The organism is Pseudochryseolinea flava, assembly GCF_003286915.1.
Taxonomy (GTDB): Bacteria; Bacteroidota; Bacteroidia; order Cytophagales; family Cyclobacteriaceae; genus Ohtaekwangia; species Ohtaekwangia flava.
Genome location: NZ_QMFY01000014.1, coordinates 111789 through 131860, shown reverse-complemented (window position 1 = coordinate 131860; position 20072 = coordinate 111789). Strand labels below are relative to the sequence as shown.

At 44.4% G+C, this 20072-nt stretch carries 16 protein-coding genes; 8 read left to right on the top strand and 8 right to left on the bottom strand.

Annotated elements, in window-relative coordinates; genetic code table 11:
* Positions 1-213: 213 nt before the first annotated feature.
* From DQQ10_RS21760 to DQQ10_RS21725, 8 genes are all read left to right on the top strand, one after another.
* Positions 214-3318, top strand: coding sequence for a SusC/RagA family TonB-linked outer membrane protein (locus DQQ10_RS21760; protein ID WP_245970495.1), 3105 nt, complete (start codon positions 214-216; stop codon positions 3316-3318).
* Positions 3319-3335: 17 nt separating this feature from the next.
* Entirely contained in the window at positions 3336-4916 is a 1581-nt protein-coding gene (locus DQQ10_RS21755; protein ID WP_112749038.1) for a RagB/SusD family nutrient uptake outer membrane protein, read from the top strand.
* Positions 4917-4968: 52 nt separating this feature from the next.
* Positions 4969-6057 (top strand): glycoside hydrolase family 43 protein, encoded by a 1089-nt coding sequence (locus DQQ10_RS21750; RefSeq protein ID WP_112749079.1) that lies wholly within the window; start codon positions 4969-4971, stop codon positions 6055-6057.
* Between the two features lie 61 nt (positions 6058-6118).
* Positions 6119-7228, top strand: a complete 1110-nt coding sequence (locus DQQ10_RS28500) for a glycoside hydrolase 5 family protein (RefSeq protein ID WP_112749037.1) — start codon at positions 6119-6121, stop codon at positions 7226-7228.
* A 154-nt stretch (positions 7229-7382) separates the two neighbouring features.
* Positions 7383-7958: a class I SAM-dependent methyltransferase gene (locus DQQ10_RS21740; RefSeq protein ID WP_112749036.1), complete on the top strand. Its 576-nt coding sequence runs from the start codon at positions 7383-7385 to the stop codon at positions 7956-7958.
* Positions 7959-7977: 19 nt separating this feature from the next.
* Positions 7978-8901, top strand: coding sequence for a GlxA family transcriptional regulator (locus DQQ10_RS21735; protein ID WP_112749035.1), 924 nt, complete (start codon positions 7978-7980; stop codon positions 8899-8901).
* An 83-nt stretch (positions 8902-8984) separates the two neighbouring features.
* Positions 8985-9518 carry a DinB family protein gene (locus DQQ10_RS21730; RefSeq protein WP_112749034.1) on the top strand — a complete coding sequence of 178 codons (534 nt, stop codon included), beginning with the start codon at positions 8985-8987 and terminating at the stop codon, positions 9516-9518.
* Positions 9519-9974: 456 nt separating this feature from the next.
* On the top strand, positions 9975-11765 hold the full coding sequence (locus DQQ10_RS21725; RefSeq protein WP_112749033.1) for an ABC transporter ATP-binding protein: 1791 nt from the start codon (positions 9975-9977) through the stop codon (positions 11763-11765).
* Between the two features lie 214 nt (positions 11766-11979).
* Here DQQ10_RS21725 and DQQ10_RS21720 read toward each other — a convergent pair whose 3' ends face one another.
* The 8 genes from DQQ10_RS21720 to DQQ10_RS21685 form a co-directional block, all read right to left on the bottom strand.
* Positions 11980-12876 (bottom strand): helix-turn-helix domain-containing protein, encoded by an 897-nt coding sequence (locus tag DQQ10_RS21720; protein ID WP_112749032.1) that lies wholly within the window; start codon positions 12874-12876, stop codon positions 11980-11982.
* Between the two features lie 37 nt (positions 12877-12913).
* On the bottom strand, positions 12914-13912 hold the full coding sequence (locus tag DQQ10_RS21715) for an aldo/keto reductase (protein WP_112749031.1): 999 nt from the start codon (positions 13910-13912) through the stop codon (positions 12914-12916).
* Between the two features lie 127 nt (positions 13913-14039).
* On the bottom strand, positions 14040-14519 hold the full coding sequence (locus DQQ10_RS21710; protein WP_112749030.1) for a thermonuclease family protein: 480 nt from the start codon (positions 14517-14519) through the stop codon (positions 14040-14042).
* Between the two features lie 78 nt (positions 14520-14597).
* Positions 14598-14900, bottom strand: coding sequence for a helix-turn-helix domain-containing protein (locus tag DQQ10_RS27790; protein WP_133259720.1), 303 nt, complete (start codon positions 14898-14900; stop codon positions 14598-14600).
* A gap of 345 nt (positions 14901-15245) precedes the next feature.
* Positions 15246-16364, bottom strand: coding sequence for a glycoside hydrolase family 43 protein (locus DQQ10_RS21700; RefSeq protein ID WP_112749028.1), 1119 nt, complete (start codon positions 16362-16364; stop codon positions 15246-15248).
* Between the two features lie 86 nt (positions 16365-16450).
* A complete protein-coding gene (locus DQQ10_RS21695; protein ID WP_112749027.1) occupies positions 16451-17407 on the bottom strand; it encodes an alpha/beta hydrolase in 957 nt (318 codons plus the stop codon).
* Positions 17408-17611: 204 nt separating this feature from the next.
* The gene (locus DQQ10_RS21690) at positions 17612-19135 is read right to left on the bottom strand and encodes a gluconokinase (RefSeq protein WP_112749026.1); all 1524 of its coding nucleotides are present in this window, start codon (positions 19133-19135) and stop codon (positions 17612-17614) included.
* Positions 19136-19155: 20 nt separating this feature from the next.
* Positions 19156-20034, bottom strand: coding sequence for a helix-turn-helix domain-containing protein (locus DQQ10_RS21685; RefSeq protein WP_112749025.1), 879 nt, complete (start codon positions 20032-20034; stop codon positions 19156-19158).
* Positions 20035-20072: the final 38 nt, after the last annotated feature.

Here is a 20072-nt window from a genome sequence, read left to right as displayed (position 1 = left end):
CGCTCGTCGACATCAGACGTAGCAAGTCATTGCTCACACCAATCCATTTAAGCTCTTGGTAAAAATCCTGAGAGGCCAACGCCATGCCTATGCGCGGATCTTTCAGCAATAGGAAAACTTAAACTAAACAATACCCGAGGCATACCCGACATCGCGTATCTCCTCTCATGCTTAATAATACTCTCAAAATCAGACTTATCTAACCCAAACCACATGATGATTATTTACAAACGAAGTATGATCCAATGTTGTCTTCCGCTGGTAATGGCGCTGCTCATCAGCGTCCAGCTGTTTGCACAACAGTCTAACTTGGTTGTGACCGGAACGGTGACCGACGACCAAAACGAAGTTGTTGTTGGCGCCAGCGTTGTTGTTAAAGGAACAACGAATGGTACTACTACCGACTCCGATGGCCGGTACTCGATTTCACTTCCAACAGGAAACGAAACGCTCGTGATATCCTTCATTGGATACGCATCTCAAGAAGTTGCTGTCAACAATCGCACACAAATCGATGTATCGCTTATCACCGACATTGCAACGCTTAATGAAGTCGTTGTAATCGGATATCAAACCGTGAAGAAAAAAGATCTCACTGGCGCCACAGGTGTTGTTGAGATGTCGGATGCGCGCAAGATTACCTCACAGTCTGTAGCCGAATCTTTGCAAGGTTTAATCCCGGGTGTATCGGTTCGTAACGGTGGTGCGCCAGGCTCTGGTGCAGCAATTGAAATTAGAGGTGTATCAAACTTTGGAAGTACGGCTCCGCTATATGTTATTGATGGAATGATGGCCGATGCCAACGTCACGATCAACCCTGCGGATATCGCTACCATTCAAGTATTAAAAGATGCATCTGCCGCTGCGATCTATGGCTCGCGTGCAGGTAACGGCGTGGTTATCATCACGACGAAAAAAGGTGAAGATGGTCCAGCGAAAATTAGTTTCTCTGCACGTTCCAGCATCCAACAGTTACCGAAGACATGGGATGTTATGGACGCGCCAAAATATCTCGAGACCGTAAGTCAACAGTATCAAAATTCAGCGGTTGTGTTACCTACTGGTATCGCCGACCAAATTGCTAACAATACGATTAATACCGATTGGCAAGATGAGATTTTTAGAACTGGCCAAGTTCACGACTACAACTTCGGTATTTCACAAGGCTCCAAAAACGGTAGCATGTTTGTATCGCTAGGTTACTATAAAAACAAAGGTGTGCTGATCGCAAACGATTTTGATCGCGCATCGCTTCGCGTAAACTCTGAAACGAAGAAGGGTCGTTTTACTTTCGGCGAGAACATCATGTTGAGCAACAGCCGCGGCAACCACCCTGGTGGCGGTGTGAACGCGTTCTACGAAAGCGCTACATCACTTCCTATCATCGGCGTACGCGGGCCGCAGTATGCAGGCATACCGTTCAACCCAGGAAGTTGGGGAATGGGTACATCTGACGTTCCCTCCTATTCTTCAAACTACATTGCCAACAGTGAACTGAATAAAGTAAAATACAACTATGCGAAGCTCGTCGGAAACGCTTACGCACAATTGAATATCATCGAAGGTTTGAATTACCGTTTTAATGCCGGTGCAGAAACAAGCTTCGATTATTTCAAAGATGTTCGTTATGAAGGTATCTGGCGCTACGCGAATCAAATGCCGCACACGAGCGTAAACGAAACACGCCAAGTATTCACAAACTTCCTCTTGGAACATACACTCAATTACAATCGCGTATTTGGCAAGCACGACATCGCCGCGGTAGTAGGCTTCGTTCGCACTGAGCAAAAAAGACAAACTACCAGTGGTGGAAGACTTGATTTAGCAGAAGCCAATGGTCAAATCTTCACAACGATCAATTCGGCAACCGGCGAACCTTCTGCATCAGGTGGTACGCCAATGTTTTGGAGAGCACACGGATACCTTGGCCGCGTGAACTACAACTACGATGAACGCTTCATGCTTACGCTCACGGGGCGTATCGATCAGGACTCACGCTTTGGTTCCAATTACCGTACCGGATACTTCCCTTCTGTTGCCGCTGCATGGCGTATCAGCAACGAGAAGTTTTTCAACGTTTCACAAATTTCTGACCTGAAACTTCGCGCTTCTTATGGTAAGCTTGGTTTCAGTGACGTATTGAATTCATGGGACTATGTGTCATTGGTCAATACCTTCCCACGCGCGGTACTCGGCACAAATCAAATTCCGGCGCAAGGCGCTTACCAATCTTTGATTACGAATTCAGATATCCACTGGGAAACGAGAACACAAAAGAATATCGGCGTGGACGCATCGCTATTCAACGATCGCCTGTCTATTTCTATGGACTGGTATAAATCAGTATCAGAAGATGTATTGGTATTCTTGCCGATTGCAAGCTACCTCGGCGGAAGCGGTAGCCCTGCCGTTAACGCAGCATCGATTTCTAACAGCGGTATAGAATTCTCTGCTACGTATCGAAGCAAACCATCTAGCTCAGACTTCAAGTGGGACATTACCGGAAACTTCACAACGATCAAGAACGAAGTATTAGAAGTTGGAAATAGAGGAAAAGATGCATCAGGAAATAGAGTAGACTACATCGAACCTTTCAATTTCATCCGCGCGCAAGTTGGTCATTCTATCGGCCAGTGGTACGTGATCAAATCCGACGGTATTTTCAGAAGCGATGATGAAATCAAGGCGCATGTCAACAGTGAAGGCATTATGATCCAGCCAAACGCAAAACCTGGAGATGTTCGTTATGTTGATGCTGATGATGATGGTCAAATCAATGACGACGACAGACAATATGCAGGATCACCATGGCCTAAACTTCAGGTTGGTGGACAGTTTAATGTTTCATACAAACAATTCAGCTTAAACCTTCAATTGGTTGGTGTGTTTGGCAATAAAAATTACAACGATGTACGCCGCGTGTTGGATTCATACGAGCTTGCCAACTTCCGTAATGACATCGATCCTTGGTCAGAACAAAATCCGAACGGAAGCGACCCAAGACTAGCCGTGAACCAAGGAAGTGATCCTACGGTATCTACGAATAATTTAGCACAGTCAGACCGTTGGCTGGAAAGTGGCTCCTATCTCCGCGTACGCAATATCGAATTAGGATATGCTGTGCCGAAGAGCATCCTCAGCAAGATAAACTTCAGTAATGTACGCGTGTTCATCAGTGGGCAAAACCTATTGACATTCACGAAATACAAGGGACTTGATCCAGATGTACAAGGTAACAGCATTATCGCGCGCGGATTTGACACCGGCAATTGGCCAGCGAGTCGCGTTGTATCACTTGGTATTCAAGCAGATTTCTAACCTCAACTACAATTACCATGCGTAAAATATATATCGCCATTGTTACGATGTTCTTGATTAACACCAGTTGTAACAACAACGAACTTGACATCGAGAACCCAAATCAGATTACAACACAGCAGTTCTGGAGGACCGCTGCGGATGCCGAACTATCCGTAAACGCAGTGTACAGTACACTACACCGCGCCAGTATGTGTCGTTGGATGCAATTCATCACCATTGTACGTTCCGACGAAGCATTCAGTACGAGTCCTGCCCCGTGGATAAGAAACTATTTCGACTTGTTCAATTATCAGAACTACAATGATGGATTGATCACCGGCCTATGGGCAGATTGCTACATCGGCATCAACCGTGCTAACCAGGTTCTGGATCGCGTTCCGGCGATCGACATGGATGAAACGTTAAAGCAACGTTTGCTTGCAGAGGCCAAGTTTCTTCGTGGAACGTTTTATTACACGCTCGCGCAGCACTTTGGAAATGTGCCTATCTTCTTAAATGCATCTAAGCCCACCGACTATCCGCCAACGTCTACGCAAGAAGAAGTTTACGCACAGGCTGCAACCGACTTCAACGAAGCAACGGGAGCGCTACCTGTTTCTTACGACGACAACAACCGTGGTCGCGTAACAAAAGGTGCTGCGTACGCGATGCTCGGCAAGACTTACATGCAAATGAGAAACTATACTGCTGCGAAAACGGCGTTAGAATGGTTGGTGGAAGGTGAAGGAAAGAGTATCTACACACTTGTTCCGAACTACCGTGACAACTTCTTGGAAGCCACTGAAAACAATTCAGAATCCGTTTTCGAATGGCAGTATGCTGTAAATCCAAACGATGCATTCGACAATGATGCTGGCGACGGAAATCCCGCCAACACACCCGATAAGTTGAACTATGGATCATCACTGCCACCGTTTTTCGCACCACGCCCTATTGGATTTACCGATGGCCAGGCCAAGCGTTGGGTGATTCACGAAATGCTCGAAGAAAATCAAACAAATGGCCAAAGAGATCCGCGTATCGAAGCCTCATTCTTATATGATTCAACGGACGTGCGCGGTCCGGAATTTACAATGGTGTACGGCCAAACATGGGCCTCTCACACCGAATATTCCGATGATGAAAACGATCCGATTGGTGTTGCGACAAACCGCACGGTATACCTGAGAAAATTCTTGAACGACGCAACCATGAATGGTGAAGTATTCCACTCTGGCAACAACTATCGTTACTTGCGCTACGCCGATGTGCTATTGCTATACGCAGAAGCATTGAACCGCACATCTCAAACGGCCAGTGCCTACAAGTATGTAGACATGGTACGCCAACGCGCAGGTCTTGCAACACTCACGTCTGCAAAACCTAATCTTTCAGATGACGAATTCCTTGAGCAGCTGAAACATGAACGCATCACTGAACTTGCGGGCGAGGGCCATCGCTGGGAAGACCTAAGCCGCTGGGGTGATCTTGGTCCGGAACTCGCAGACCGCGACGCTGCCTTCGAAAACTTCGTCGTCGGCAAACACGAGTTGTTGCCAATTCCATTGTACGATCTGGATATCAATCCAAACTTGAAACAAAATCCAAAGTATTAATTGATAAAAGACAGCGATGCGTTCTGTATCGCTGTCTTCTCATTCTGCAAGCATGAAAAGAATAACACGCATCGATTTTTTTAACATTCAAAGAACGACAGCAGGCGTCATCAGCAAAGTTCTCTTTGCGTTGATTCTTGTAATTTCCTCGTGCGGAAGTAACGCTTCCGATCCAACACCGGAGCCGCCTACGGTGAAAAGATTTGTGAATCCACTCGTTACCGGCGCAGATCCATGGATCATCAAGAAAGACGGATTTTATTACTACACCCATACACTCGGCAATCGTATTGAACTTTGGAAAACAACAGCCGTCTCGCAATTGAAGTCGGTCGCAGGACATCAAGTATTCAAGCCAGAAGCAGGCAAAGACAATTCAGAAAACCTGTGGGCTCCTGAAATGTTCTTCCTCAACAACAAGTGGTACATCTACTACACGGCTGGAAAAGGTCCCGATCAAACACAACGTACATGGGTGCTTGAAAATGAAAATGCCAATCCACTCAATGCTTCTTGGGTAGACAAAGGAAGAATCTTTGCAAGCGATGCCGACTTCTGGTCGATCGATGGAACGGTGTTGGAGTACAAAGAAAAATTATATTTTCTCTGGAGCGGTCGCCCCGACATCTCCGTTCAGAATCAAAATATCTACATCGCCGAAATGGAAAACCCGTGGACGTTGAAGACGCCTACAAAAATGCTGACGGCACCAGAACTGTCGTGGGAAGTACATGGTGGGCCTGTGAATGAAGGGCCTGAGATTCTAAAAAACAAAGACGGACAAGTATTTATGGTCTACTCAGCGAGTGGTTGCTGGACAGACGATTATCAACTCGGCATGCTCACATTAAAAGTTGATGGCGATCCAATGGAAGTATCAGATTGGACAAAAAGCACCAAACCTGTATTCACGAAGTCGCCACAAAATTTAGCGTATGGCCCAGGACACAATGCATTCTTTAAATCTGTCGATGACAAAGAAGACTGGATTATTTACCACGCCAACACCAATAGCGGAGACGGTTGTAGTCCGAAGCGCAATGTGCGCGCGCAACGCTTTACTTGGAACAATGACGGCACACCGAATTTCGGAACACCAGTGCACGTAAACAGCCCGCAACCAGTACCATCAGGAGAATAGTACACCAATTGTAACACAAAATATAGTACACGCAATTGCAACCTTTGAAAATTTAACGTTCATGAAAATAAAACTTGTATTAATCTTAACCTTCGTCACATCACTTTGCTTTGGACAGCGATGGACAGAGCAACAAGCCAATGATTGGTATAAAAAAGTTCAATGGCCTGTTGGTGCAAACTACGCCCCTGCCTATGCGATCAATCAATTAGAGATGTGGCAAGCGGAAACATTCGACCTTAAAGCGATAGACAAAGAATTCGCGTTAGCTGAAAGTATCGGCATGAACACGATGCGTGTATTCCTTCACGATTTATTATACCAACAAAATGCGACGGCATTCCTACAACGTATCGATGAGTTCCTCGCTGTTGCGGATAAACATCACATCAAAATTCTCTTTGTATTCTTCGACTCAGTTTGGAATCCGTATCCGGAGCTAGGTAAACAACGCGACCCAATGCCACATGTACACAACTCGGGCTGGGTACAAAGCCCTGGAAGAAAAGCACTGGAAGATCCGACACAATATCCGCGACTCGAAGCTTATGTAAAAGCGGTTACGAAACGTTTTGCGAATGACATCCGCATTTTAGGTTGGGACGTTTGGAACGAACCTGATAACATGACGGGTACTTCCTATGAACGCGTTGAATCACCAAGAAAAGTTGATTTGGTTATCGCGCTGTTACCAAAAGTTTTCGAATGGGTAAGAAGTCAAAAACCTATTCAACCGCTTACATGTGGTGTCTGGGTACTCGAATTCAATGGGAATAAAGAATTAAAACCAATCGAGAAGATTCAACTCGACAATTCCGACATCATATCATTTCACAACTATTCTGATGAAACGAACTTCGAACAGGAAGTTGCATTCTTGAAGAAGTATAACCGACCAATCCTTTGTACAGAATACATGGCGCGCGGAAACAACAGCACATTTCAGGGTGTGTTACCCGTTGCTAAGAAACATGCTGTGGGCGCGTACAATTGGGGATTTGTTAGCGGTAAATCACAAACGATTTATCCTTGGGATAGCTGGGAGAAAAAATACGTGAGCGAGCCACCGCTGTGGTTCCACGATATCTTCCGTACGGATGGAACACCGTATCATCAATACGAAGTAGACTTCATCAAAAACATCACATCAACAAAGACTACGGGCAAATAATTTGGGTTTGTCATCTAGCGAAAGGTCCTCTTCGGGGGACCTTTTTTAATATCACATCCCTCCTCACCTACCGTATCACGTTTACCGCCTTGATACAAATCATCCTATTACTTGTTACCTTGCGACTTAGGGAACACTATCGAGGCACGAGAACATGAGCATTATTTTCGACAGCACAAAAGAATCATGGGAAGCCGGTTATGAAGCCGGCGATTGGAATTTTATCGAAGAACCAATTGAGAAAAATCGATCGGCTGTTATAGCCATGTATTGTGCTCACCTGCGGCCCCAAGGACAAATACTCGATGTTGGATGCGGAACCGGTACGCTATTCCAAGTGCTGAGTACAGAACAACAATCGAACTATCTCGGAATTGACATTAGCGCTGTCGCGGTTGCGCGAGCAAAGCAAAAAAAGAACATCCGCGCGATTGCCGTGAGTGCCGAAGATTTCACCACCGATGAGAAATTCGATGTCATCATCTTCAATGAAGTTCTATATTATCTGGATTACCAACAGACACTTCAACGATACAAAGACTTTCTCAAACCAAATGGACTGATCATCATCTCGATGTATCGTATTCCAGAGATTTCCGAACGGCGGCAGGTTGCAAAACTTTGGCGAACAACCGCTACCTTGTTTCAATCGCTTGACGAAGTCACCATCATTGGAAAACATCAGGACGCGAAAATAACCTGGGACGTCAGGATCTATCAATTGAAATAAACGACCATAATGTTTTACCATGCCTAAGAAATTCACATTTCTGATCTTACCAGAAGTTCATTTACTGGATCTCGCCGGACCTAACCAGGTTATTGGCGAAGCGATTGATCTGGGTGCTGATTTCCAGATCGAATACTGTGGCATAGACGAGGCCGTGTCATCTTCGGCCGGATTGGGCATCAACAATCTCACCCATTTTTCTAAGATAAAACTTAAAAAAGGCGACTACCTCATTATTCCTGGATCGCGAGTCAAGCATCTTCAATCGCGGGCGTTTAAAACAAACAAAGCATTGTTTCAATGGCTACGCGATGTTCACGAGGCAAATGTTTTCTTGGTCAGTATTTGTGTCGGCGCGTTTGTTTTGGGGGAATCCGGACTGCTCAACCGTATCGAATGCACGACCCATTTTGACGTGACCGAAAAACTTCAAACTAATTTTCCAAACGCGCGCGTACAGGAGAATGTACTATATACATTCGACAACAACATCTACACGAGCGCCGGCATTGCTTCTGGTATTGATCTGATGTTGCATATTCTAGAAAAAAACACAGACGGAAACTTTGCCCATAGGGTCGCGCGCGAGCTTGTCGTTTATAAACGTCGTGATGGGCTGCACTCCCAGCAAAGCGTATACTTCCAGTATCGTGATCACTTCCATCACGGCATCCACAAAGTACAAGACTATCTGATTGAGAATCTCGATCGAAAACATTATTTGATTGATCTTGCCGCACGCGCCAACATGAGTGAGCGAAACTTCTCCAGACTTTTTAAGAAAGAAACCGGTGTTACGGTAAATCAATTTATCACCAATGTCCGCCTGGAAAAAATCAAATCGCTGATCAAAAGTCCCGACTTGTCGCGAAAACAAATTGCTAATCGTGTGGGACTTCAAAGCGAAAAACAGGTTACGCGGCTACTGAAATCCGTTGGCTGAAAATGTCCGCAAGTTGACCGACTTCGGCAATTGAAGTCCTGTTACTTTGTCTTACGTTATTATTTACAAACGCATTCGCAACCATGATCACACGTTCCCAGCTTACCCTTCCAGAATATTTCGACCGTTACGTCAATCTTACTGATGACGTGAGCTTGAAAACGGCGCTTGAACAGAGTTTAACGGAACTGGAAAATTTGCCACTATCAACATGGCATGCGCTCGGAAAGCGCGTGTATGCCGAAGGGAAGTGGACCCTTCATGACATCTTGCAACACGTGATCGACACGGAAAGAGTTTTCTGTTATCGCGCCTTGTCTTTTGCACGCGGTGAACAAAATGCGCTCCCTTTTGATGAGGAGCTGTACGGAAGAAATGCCAACGCCAGCAAGCGAAGTCTTGAAGACCTTTTAGAAGAAGCGCTCTTGGTCAGAAAAGCCACCATCAAAATGTTCAATAGCTTTGACGACGTCATGTTGGAGCGCGTCGGAATCGGATTCAAAGGCCCCTACTCTGTTCGCATCGTCGGCTACATTATCGCGGGCCACCAACGCTGGCACTTTAACGTGATTAAAGAACGTTACATGCCGTTGCTTGAAATACAGGAAAGCGTATAGCGATATCGTTAGAACTATCGATGTAATATTTCGTCACGCCGCCAAGTTTCTGCAATATTTCAGTTGCTAAACTTTCTCGAATACTTTTCATCTTTTTCTATCGAACGCCGGACGACCATTTCACGCGTAGTACGGTGATAACGTGTCATTGATCCTTAATCCGGTGACGATCAAATGTCAATTTGCCATTCCAACATCATGCAATCGAAAGCAGTGAACATGCGCTTACACCTCTTTTGACTCAAATCCATTCTATTGCTTCGGCACCACCAGGGTGATCATCCAATAAAACAACTTCCCTATCCTCAAAGGGTCAGTATTTGCAGTGAACAAAAAATCTCAAAGAGGCTAGGCTTCAATCAGCTTGCTTTTATCGATGAATGTAATAATAGCGCAGAAGTTAAACTTCATTTCCCATCGATTAACCAGAAATTTGTATCCTCAGAAAGTACGGTCATGCGCAACCCATATTTCGCTCTCTTAAAAACGGCTTGGCAATACACATCAGATCAGAAAGGCCGGTTTATTTTCATCTACACGATGTTCGTTGTTGCCAATATCATCGTTGCGCTTAATCCGATTCTATACGGCTGGTTTGTGAACGACATACAGCAACATGGCGCAGACGCACTTTCGACAGGATGGATCTACGCAGCCTCTTTTCTTGGCCTACGGCTTATTGAATGGGCTTTCCATGGTCCGGCGCGTGTGATGGAACGAAAGCTCGCGTTTAACATTTCAAAAAACTATCTCGAGAGTCTTTACACGAAGGTGCTGCACCTGCCAATGAAATGGCATCAAGAAAATCACAGCGGCGCTACGATCAGCAAACTCCGCAAAGCGCATGAAGCATTGCGTGAATTCTTCCAAAACGGCTTCATATACTTATACTCCATTGGCAAATTTGTATTCTCGTTTGGCGCCATGCTCTACTTCTCGCCCTTGTTTGGATCTATTGGTGTTTTACTTGGAATCATCACGGTGTTTATCATCATGAAATTCGATGTACAGTTTATTAAATCATTGAAAGAAGTTAACAAGAAAGAAAACGAGGTATCGTCGACGCTTTTTGACAGCCTTTCAAACATTCTTACGGTAATCACTTTACGACTTGAGAAGAGCATGAAAACGGGATTCATGTCGAAAGTGAAAAACGTCTATCCTCCTTTTAGGCGGAATGTCGTGATCAATGAGTGGAAGTGGTTCGTTGCCCAAATGATGGTTGGACTAATCTATGCGGTGATAACCGTCGGGTACATTTACCAACACGCAGTACCCGGAGAGACCTTTATGATTGGTGGACTTATTATTTTGCTTGGGTATGTCAATCAATTCACGAGTGTCTTTAATGACATCGCGGCGCAATACACGCAAATTGTAAAATTCGACACTGATGTTCAAAATGCAAGAGACCTCGAAGAAGCATCGATGAGGTATCCTCTCAAGACGTCGGATAATCGCCTACCTGATCTCTGGAAGGAAATGTCGATTTCAAACTTGAATTTTGTACGTGAGAACGCTGGCGAAAGAACAGGCACTGGTATTCATGCACTTGATATGCGGATCGAAAAAGGACAAAAGATAGCGCTGATCGGCGAAAGCGGAAGTGGTAAGAGTACATTGCTGAGCTTACTGCGTGGCTTGCATGAGCCATTACCAGGATCGCACGTCGTGATCAATAATTACGGCGACATTCCATTTAGCGACATTGCCTCTGCGGTAATGCTGTTTCCGCAGGAACCTGAGATTTTTGAGAACACCGTTCGCTATAACATAACGCTTGGGCTACCGTTTTCCGAAGAAGTCATTCTCAAGGCATGTGAGAACGCCCAATTACTCGACGTACTTCACAAACTGCCCAACGGACTCGACACGTTCTTACATGAGAAAGGTGCAAACTTATCGGGAGGACAACGTCAAAGGCTTGCATTGGCGCGAGGCATTCTTGCGGCTCAGAGCAGCGACATCATCCTCATGGACGAACCTACGAGTAGTGTTGACCCCAAAACAGAAAGGTTACTCTATCAAAACCTATTCGAACGATTCGCAGACAAAGCCGTAGTCTCTTCCTTGCATCGCCTACATCTCCTTCCATACTTCGACTACATTTACATCTTAAAAAATGGCAACATTATCGATGAAGGAACATTCGCTGACTTAACACGCTACAGCTTAGTACTACAGGAGATGATGCAACACCAAACTGAAGAAGATAAAACACCTGCATCTTTAAACGTTGCACGATAAGTGAATGCATTGAAGTCGGACTCGATGCTCGCAGTCGATGGCGGACAAAAAAAAGACAGGAAGTGATCCTGTCCGAGGCAGTCATTGGTTCTCTCCAACACAAGGAAGCCTTGAACAAAAGTAAAACAAAAAAGTGAATTCCCGAATATTGGATCAGAAAATCAGCGCCTTACGAAAGATGGCCCGGTACACAACTTTCGAACAGCGGCTGAATTCAGTTAAACGACTCCCGAAATTGAATCGGTGACAAGCTGGTCTTTTTCTTGAATAACGTACTAAACGATTGCGGATGCTCGAAACCAAGCAGGAACGCAATCTCACCAACAGACAATGTTGTTGTCGTAAGTTTTTCCTTTGCCTTCTCAATTAGCTTTTCATGAATGTGTTGCTGCGCATTTTGTCCTGTGTGAAAACGTAGCAAATCACCAAGGTAGTTGGGAGACAAATTCATTTGCTCTGCCAGATAATGCACTGTTAGTAGTCCACGCTTGGCCGACATATCCGAATCGAAGTATTGTTTAACGATTTGCTCAAGTTTCACCAGCAGCTGATGATTATTATTCTTCCGCGTAATAAACTGGCGTTCATAAAACCGATTTGAGTAATTGAGCAATAACTCAATTTGTGACAGAATGATCTCCTGCGTGTGTTTGTCGATGTGTCTGCACTCGCTATCGATTCGATTGAGTATCGTAATGAGATTTTCCTCTTCTTCCGCCGAAAGATGAAGCGCCTCATTTACGGCGTATGAAAAAAAACTATAACGACTTATGGTATTGGCAAGTGTGTGAGAGAGCAGAAAGTCGGGATGAAAAATCAACAGATATCCCGATCCGCATTCTATCGTCTGCAGATCGAGATATTGAACCTGATTGGGTGCCGTAAAGCTTAAAACGCCTTTATCATAATCGTAATGTTGTTGGCCATACTTAATCTTACCCTTGGCATCACGCTTCAGGGCAACACAGTAAAACTGGTTCACAAAACCTTTCCAAACATCGTCTTCTAAAAAAACACTTTCCGTTAAGTTAATCACACTCACCAACGGATGTCGTGGCGCTGGTAAACTGAGCAACCTGTGAAATTCTGACACGGTACGAATGGTATTCATGGTTTCGTTTTTCGGCTTCTTACTTCACAACCAATATTTAATCGATCAGGTTCATACTAAACGCATCATATGGATTGCCTGTATCCGTTCCAAGTGGTACAATGCGCTCCAACGTTGCGAGATCGGCCTCACTGAGTTGCACGGCGGCAGCAGCGATATTTTGTTCCAAATATTTTCTACGCTTGGTTCCCGGAATGGGCACAAATCCTTTGCTTACACTCCACGCCAATGCTAACTGCGACGACGTAATACCTTTTTCTGACGCCATCGACTCAATGGCTTTAACCAAATCAATATTCTTATAAAAATGTGCCTCTTGAAATCGCGGAATTCCTCTTCGGAAATCATCTTTCGGCAAATCGTCAATGCTCCGTATCTGCCCCGTTAAAAATCCACGACCTAGCGGTGAATAGGGAACGAAACCAATACCAAGTGTTTGAAGTGTTTTCAAAATACCCCGCTCTTCCACGGTGCGCTCGAATAAAGAGTATTCACTCTGCACCGCCGTAATCGGGTAAACGTTGTGTGCGCGGATAATCGTCTCAGAAGAAACTTCCGATAATCCTAAATATCCAACCTTGCCTTCTTTAACCAACTCACTCATCGCGCCTACTGTTTCTTCAATGGGTGTATCTTTGTCCAATCGATGCAAATAATAAAGATCGATGTAATCTGTATTAAGATTTTTAAGAGAGCGTTCTACCGACTTCTTAACATATTCCCTCTTGCCGTTGATTGCCCATGTAACTTTCCCTGCATCATTGATCTCCCATCCAAATTTCGTGGCGAGGATGTATTGCGAGCGATTTCCTTTGATCGCTTTCGCAATCAGCTGCTCATTTTTTAAAGGGCCATAAAGGTCAGCGGTGTCCAAGAAATTTCCCCCGAGTTCTTGCGACCGATGTATCGTTGCGATAGCCTCTTGCTCATCAGACGGCCCGTACATATTGCCTTCCTCAAAACCTGTCATACCCATACATCCTAAGCCGATAACGGGAACATTCAAACCCTGACGCCCTAATGTTGTTGTTTTCATATCGATCAATTAAAAATTAACGATACAAAGATCATCAGCACGAAATTGAACGATGTATGCAAACCCCTGAAGGTTGTATGCAAATCACAGGCATGCATTGAGGAGCAGAATCTCTCCGAAGCGAAGTCTACTTGATGCTTTTCGTTTTGTTCTTCCGGAACATCCAGGGCGGAACGGAATTGCTCATCGACCATAGGCCGAGACGTTTAGACTTTGCATTCGTCTCCAGTTTTGCCCAAACCGGATTGGTATCGTATTTCTTGAAATGCCATGCTAACCCAGACGATAAGAGATGCTCGTTTACGTTGATCGTATCCGCAAATACAACGCCCACTACACGGCCATATCGATCGACATTTTTTTTGATGATCTTCACCTGGCGGTTAAAGATAAGGTTCGACAGATGTTGCTTCGCTACTTGTCCGAAGTCTTGCGATTTCTCCGGACAATCGATTCCATGTAATCTTACCTTAACTGTTTCATTACTTGCCGTCAACACCGTGAACGTATCACCATCGGATATCTTAACGACCTTACCCTTGATTTGGGCGTAGCCTATGACTATAAATAATTGAAAGAGGATAATGCAAAAAAATGTACGGATCACTTGACTTAGCAGACTATAATGCGGCGCAATATAGTGCTTTTAGAAAAACACAGGTGTTGAATAAACATGAAAGTCATATCATCTACCACGACGCTTTCTTCTACTTGCCACATCGGAGATCTGATGAGCTCTAGCCATACGTTTACTGAAAAGATCGCCTAATGTAAGGCTGTGGATACTGAGAACGCGGTGAAGCGATTTTAGCGTCATGTTGGTTCTCCCTTTCTCCATGCGCCAGTAATGAATGGATGGAAGCTTATATTTAGCAGCAAAATCAGCATGACTTCTAAAACCTTTCTCTTTACGAAAATGTCTTAGATTCTCTCCTATCATTTCAAGAATCTCGACGAAAGAACTGTCGTTGTCTGTTGAGCGTTTCATTGCCAATGATATTTTTAAACGCGACAAACAAACGGTATGCCTTACGAAAAAAAATGAAAAATAGTCAGAATGTATACCTAGACAAACTGCCAATTTTTCGGGCCCGAATGCCAGCGACATGCCCGTAAACTCACTCATGCTTTCGCGTGTACGCTCAAACTTTTGGATCGCGAAGAGTGCCTCAATTAAAGTTTGTTGTTCGGTCATGCGATGGGCTACTCGAATGAGCACATCGCATCACAATCGACGATGCTACCCATCAGTACGACGCCATGAAAAACAAATTTCTACCTGATACATCATCGATTGTGGTTATTTCTTTCTTACCGAATAACATTACCCTGCTCAATTACTATAAGCTGTTAGCGGCTGAATAGTACCATCACTATTGTACTTGAGCTCAGCAACTTTAACGTTGCGTAAGTGTGTTTTACCAGATAACTGCACATCATGATAAAAAATGTACCATTTGCCATTTACTTCTACAATTGAATGGTGATTCGTCCAACCGTCAACGGGGTTTAAGACTACGCCCTTATACGTAAATGGTCCATACGGTGAATCGCCTATCGCGTAGTTGATAAAATGCGTATCTCCCGTTGAATAAGAGAAATAGTATTTTCCATTGTACTTATGCAACCACGCTGCTTCGAAAAAGCGCTTATCATTCTGACCTTCTAAAAATGTTTTCCCTTGATCGTCTACAATCTTAATTTCTTTTACTTCGCCGTCTAGCTGTTTCATATTTGCGGCCAGTTTGCCTACGCGGGGAAGTATCGCCTGTTGCTCAGGTTTACGCAGTTGTCCTTTCTCGTTGAATTTGTTGTTGTCCCACAATTGCAATTGCCCTCCCCAAATTCCACCGAAATATAAGTAGCACGAACCATCATCATCTTTAAAAACTGTGGGGTCAATACTATAGGTTCCTGGTATTGGCTGTGGCTCTGCTACAAAAGGTCCCTCAGGGCTTTTGCTCGTCGCTACACCTATTCGAAAAATATCTTGCTTATCTTTTACTGGGAAGTAGAGATAATAAGTACCATTGACAAACATCGCATCGGGTGCCCATAGTTGCCTACCTGCCCATGGAATATCATTCACGGATAGTGCCACGCCATGATCTGTGACTTTGCCCCCGATGGAATCCATCGAGAGAACGTGGTAATCGCGCATATCAAAATGATCTCCATTGTCATTCTCGGGAGTTCCAGCATCAATATCATGCGACGGGTATACATAAATTCTTCCGTTGAAAACATGTGCTGAAGGATCTGCTGTGAAAATATGACTCACCAAGGGTTGAGATATCGGTGCGTGTTTTTTACTCGCTACAGAATCAGCTTGAGACGCTACTGTTTCCGTATCATGACTATCCTTTTTGCCGCAGCTCAACACAGTTGCCACAACTAAAAACGGTAAGAGCGTATTTGAGACTTTTATTTTCTCAGGAACGTTGTTTACCATGAACTAGGTTTAATATGAATGAATAATTTAAGTTAAACTGATGAGTCGTTTTAACGGTCGCGCTGTAGACTCGGGCGCAAGTGTGATCAGTTCACGCCTTGTGCTGCTAAAAAGTCATTGACATCTAACCAATGAATAAATGCATCAAACCAGCGATTGCTTGTGCGATCTGGATTTCCGAGACCAAAGCCATGTCCGCCGTTTTGATACAAATGAAACTCAACCGGCTTTCCTGCCTTGTACCAAGAATCGATAACACCGAACTGTCCACGAAACAAAAAATCGTCTGTAGCAATGACGTTAAACATTGGTGGTGCATTTTTGGGAACTTCAACGGCCCCCATACCACCATAGATTGGTCCGATGAAATCCAGCTCCATCGCTTTGGAGTTTAACGTGCAATGCATTGTTAAACCTGCGCCTGCAGAGAATCCAATCATCCCTAATCGCGCGGTGTCTACACCCCATTCTTTCGATCTCTTGATAATCATCGCATACGCTGCCTCCGCATCTTTAAGTTGGTTTGAAAGATCAAAGCGAGGTGCTGTTGGTGTTTCAGTTTTTGGTGCATCAGCAGGGCGCGCCGCTGCGGATGCGAATGTTCTGTTCATGGATTCCTTAAAACCATCGAGCGAAGCTGGTGTTGGATGTAACCTATACTTGAGAACAAAGGCAGCTATACCGCGATCTGCCAATGCTTGTGCTACTTCCCAACCTTCATTGCTTAGGGATAGCCATCTGAAGCCGCCACCAGGTGCTACAATCACGGCCGCACCGTTTCCTTTTCCGGGCTTCGGCAGAAAAGGTGTCAATGTCGCTGTCGAGATATTTCTTGCCATAGGATCACCCCATTGGCGAAACCATGTTTCAGGTGAGGTTTGGCCATCAACTTTTCCAGTGCCTAGTAGAATTGCGTTTGGCTCCGCAGGCGTTTCCAATGGATATATCGTACCATCTTGCGCGTAGGCAACTGTTGTGACGGATAGTGATAAAGCAAATAGCAATGCTTTACCTTTTTCGAGTAAGGAGAATTGTGTTAACATGTTTGATATTTTACGGGTTGGCAAATTGTGATGTTGAACGCAGATCGATTAAACACTCTTAATCATATGAGGAAAGTGATCACGATAGCATTCACAGCGACACAAATTTGCGGAACCGTTAAACTGCGTACTTCTGCACAGATCGAATACCAAAAATCAACGCCGTTGAATTTTAAACAAAAAGTTACGATAACAAGATGACCACTACTCACCACCCTGTTGCAAATTGGCAATCTCTTCAAATTCTTCTTCAAGTTTGACACTAAGCTTTTCAAAAATCTTGAAGTACTTTGCATAGGTAGCATGATCGTGCTGTCTTGGATAAATGGTTTCCTGGAAAGGTGTACTTCCAGCGGCAGCTTCAAGGTCGGTGTATATGCCCATGTCGATCGCATTGAGCAGAAACGCTCCTCTCGCGGCGCTGCTGAAGTTCGCCACAGTATGAACAGGCTTGTTAAATATATCCGCCATTAGCTGAGTACAAAAGGGAATCGTTGCAAAGCTACCGTTAACGGACAGGCTATTGATCGCTCGATGTTCTTGGAGTATTTTTCCAATGCTGTATACCTCGTATAAGATACCTTCGATTGTTGCGCGGATGAAGTGAGATCGTTCGTGTTTAATATTGATTCCAAAATAAGACCCGCGTGCATTCGCATTCCAAAGTGGAGCCCGTTCGCCAAGGAGATACGGTAAATACACTAGTCCGTCAGATCCCGCGTTGACATTCGCCGCGTCTCGTATTAAACCTTCCATGATCTGCTCCGTATCGAAAGGGACACTAAAATCGCCAAATTGTTTCGCAAACCACTCGAACACAACGCCACCGTTATTGGTGGGTCCGCCCGAGACATAACAATTTTTAGTGATCAGGTAATTAAAGAATCGCTGCTTTTCGTCTTTCAAAACTTCCTTGCCCACAATTCTCACCGCGCCACTGTCTTCGATCGTCACTGTTGCTTTATCTTCACGCCAAACACCTGCTCCCAATGTTGCCATGCAACCGTCGCTTGAACCAATCATTATACGTGTGTCCGGCGATAAACCCAATGACGTTTGAAACTCCTTACGAAGTTTACCAGGAGAACTAAACACAGAGGTTAATTCAGGCAAGCGTTCAGAGTTAATACCGGCAAAGTCGAGCGACTTAGATTCCCAACCAATGGTGTGAATGTTTAATAGTCCCGTTGCAGAAGCTAAACTATAATCGATCACATACTCGCCTGTAAGCTGTTGAAGGATATAACTTTTCATTGACAGAAACTTAAACGTTTTATTAAAACGCTCAGGGTCATGATTCTTCACCCACGCGATCTTTACCAACGGCGACATGGGATGGATCGGCGTGCCTGTTGCATTATAAATCAGTTTACCTAAGTCCGAATGTTTCAATTCGTTCGCCTCCTTCTTACCCCTATTGTCCGCCCAGGTAATGAGATTACCCAGAGGCACACCATGCTTGTCGATGGCGAGTAGACTGTGCATCGAAGCCAGGAAACAAATTGAACGGACATCGTATCTTTTCGGATGCAACTTTTCTGTGATCAAATTCTTGAGTACATACAGCATGGTGATAAAGATCTGTTCAGGATCCTGTTCACTATAATCTGGCTGGCTATGAAATGTTGGATATGAACCCTTCGAGGAGGCTACGACATTTCCCGCGAGATCAAACGCAAATACACGTACAGCATTTGTTCCAAGTTCAATCGTAATGATGCATTCCATATTCCTTCGATTAATTGTTATCATTTCTTCTTTCTAAATTCCACAGGTGTATATCCAGTAAGCTTCTTAAAAGTTGTCGAAAAATGTTGCGAGGAGTAAAAGCCAGTTTCCAGAGCGATTTCTGTCATATTCATCTCTTGTTGTTTTAACAACCTGGTTGCCTCGGAAATACGAATGTTAATCAAGTAGTTTAAGGGCGAGAATCCTGTGTAATTCTTAACCTTCTCTGAAAACGCAGTCGTTCCTAAGCCAATCAACGCGGCCATCTCTTCAACCGTCCATTGATGCGCGAGGTTTTGCCGTAGCGTTTGCTCTAGCTTAGTAAATGTTTGTGGAAAGTCTCTACGCAAATTCATCTGGTGCGTTGATTGCCGTACAACTAAAATCAGCAGTTCATCGATGAGGTGATTCACACGTGTTGCGTATCCTATTTCCTGTTGTGACAATTCATCTTTGATGGTTTGAATGATCGTAAACGCATCCTTCATTCTAACCAATACCGATGTGTTGTTAAGCTGCAGGATGTTACCGATTGTAAGACTCTCCGTCTCCGATAGTCCGCTCCATGTCCCGAATATTATCTTCCTCTGCTGCTCGACACGTTCAACACCAATAGACAACCAACATACCGTACCGATATCCATACAGCCTTTCGTGCCACCGAATTTTTGTCCAGGAAGGATAATCGCCAGGTCTCCTGGGTAGAGTACATAAGCGCGCTCATTAATACTCCAATCAAATTTACCGTCAAGGATATAATATATTCTGATCTCATTCACGATCGATGAGACCAACGAATCAAGTTGGATACTGGTGTTTTTTCGAATAGCGATTTCGCTGATGTGTGGAAAACCAGTAAGCTCTGAAGAATGTCCTTGATGCAGATAAAACTGGTTCATTAACGTGACAGTTAAGCGTTGCTTTTCGGTAGTTCATG

What these genes read in the sequence shown, in the direction of transcription:
- DQQ10_RS21750 (WP_112749079.1), top strand. Translation starts at nt 4,969, where the DNA reads ATGAAAAGAATAACACGCATCGATTTTTTTAACATTCAAAGAACGACA.
- DQQ10_RS21715 (WP_112749031.1), bottom strand. Translation starts at nt 13,912, where the DNA reads ATGAAAACAACAACATTAGGGCGTCAGGGTTTGAATGTTCCCGTTATC.
- DQQ10_RS21720 (WP_112749032.1), bottom strand. Translation starts at nt 12,876, where the DNA reads ATGAATACCATTCGTACCGTGTCAGAATTTCACAGGTTGCTCAGTTTA.
- DQQ10_RS21730 (WP_112749034.1), top strand. Translation starts at nt 8,985, where the DNA reads ATGATCACACGTTCCCAGCTTACCCTTCCAGAATATTTCGACCGTTAC.
- DQQ10_RS21760 (WP_245970495.1), top strand. Translation starts at nt 214, where the DNA reads ATGATGATTATTTACAAACGAAGTATGATCCAATGTTGTCTTCCGCTG.
- DQQ10_RS27790 (WP_133259720.1), bottom strand. Translation starts at nt 14,900, where the DNA reads ATGAAACGCTCAACAGACAACGACAGTTCTTTCGTCGAGATTCTTGAA.
- DQQ10_RS21700 (WP_112749028.1), bottom strand. Translation starts at nt 16,364, where the DNA reads ATGGTAAACAACGTTCCTGAGAAAATAAAAGTCTCAAATACGCTCTTA.
- DQQ10_RS21685 (WP_112749025.1), bottom strand. Translation starts at nt 20,034, where the DNA reads ATGAACCAGTTTTATCTGCATCAAGGACATTCTTCAGAGCTTACTGGT.
- DQQ10_RS21740 (WP_112749036.1), top strand. Translation starts at nt 7,383, where the DNA reads ATGAGCATTATTTTCGACAGCACAAAAGAATCATGGGAAGCCGGTTAT.
- DQQ10_RS21690 (WP_112749026.1), bottom strand. Translation starts at nt 19,135, where the DNA reads ATGGAATGCATCATTACGATTGAACTTGGAACAAATGCTGTACGTGTA.
- DQQ10_RS21725 (WP_112749033.1), top strand. Translation starts at nt 9,975, where the DNA reads ATGCGCAACCCATATTTCGCTCTCTTAAAAACGGCTTGGCAATACACA.
- DQQ10_RS21695 (WP_112749027.1), bottom strand. Translation starts at nt 17,407, where the DNA reads ATGTTAACACAATTCTCCTTACTCGAAAAAGGTAAAGCATTGCTATTT.
- DQQ10_RS28500 (WP_112749037.1), top strand. Translation starts at nt 6,119, where the DNA reads ATGAAAATAAAACTTGTATTAATCTTAACCTTCGTCACATCACTTTGC.
- DQQ10_RS21755 (WP_112749038.1), top strand. Translation starts at nt 3,336, where the DNA reads ATGCGTAAAATATATATCGCCATTGTTACGATGTTCTTGATTAACACC.
- DQQ10_RS21735 (WP_112749035.1), top strand. Translation starts at nt 7,978, where the DNA reads ATGCCTAAGAAATTCACATTTCTGATCTTACCAGAAGTTCATTTACTG.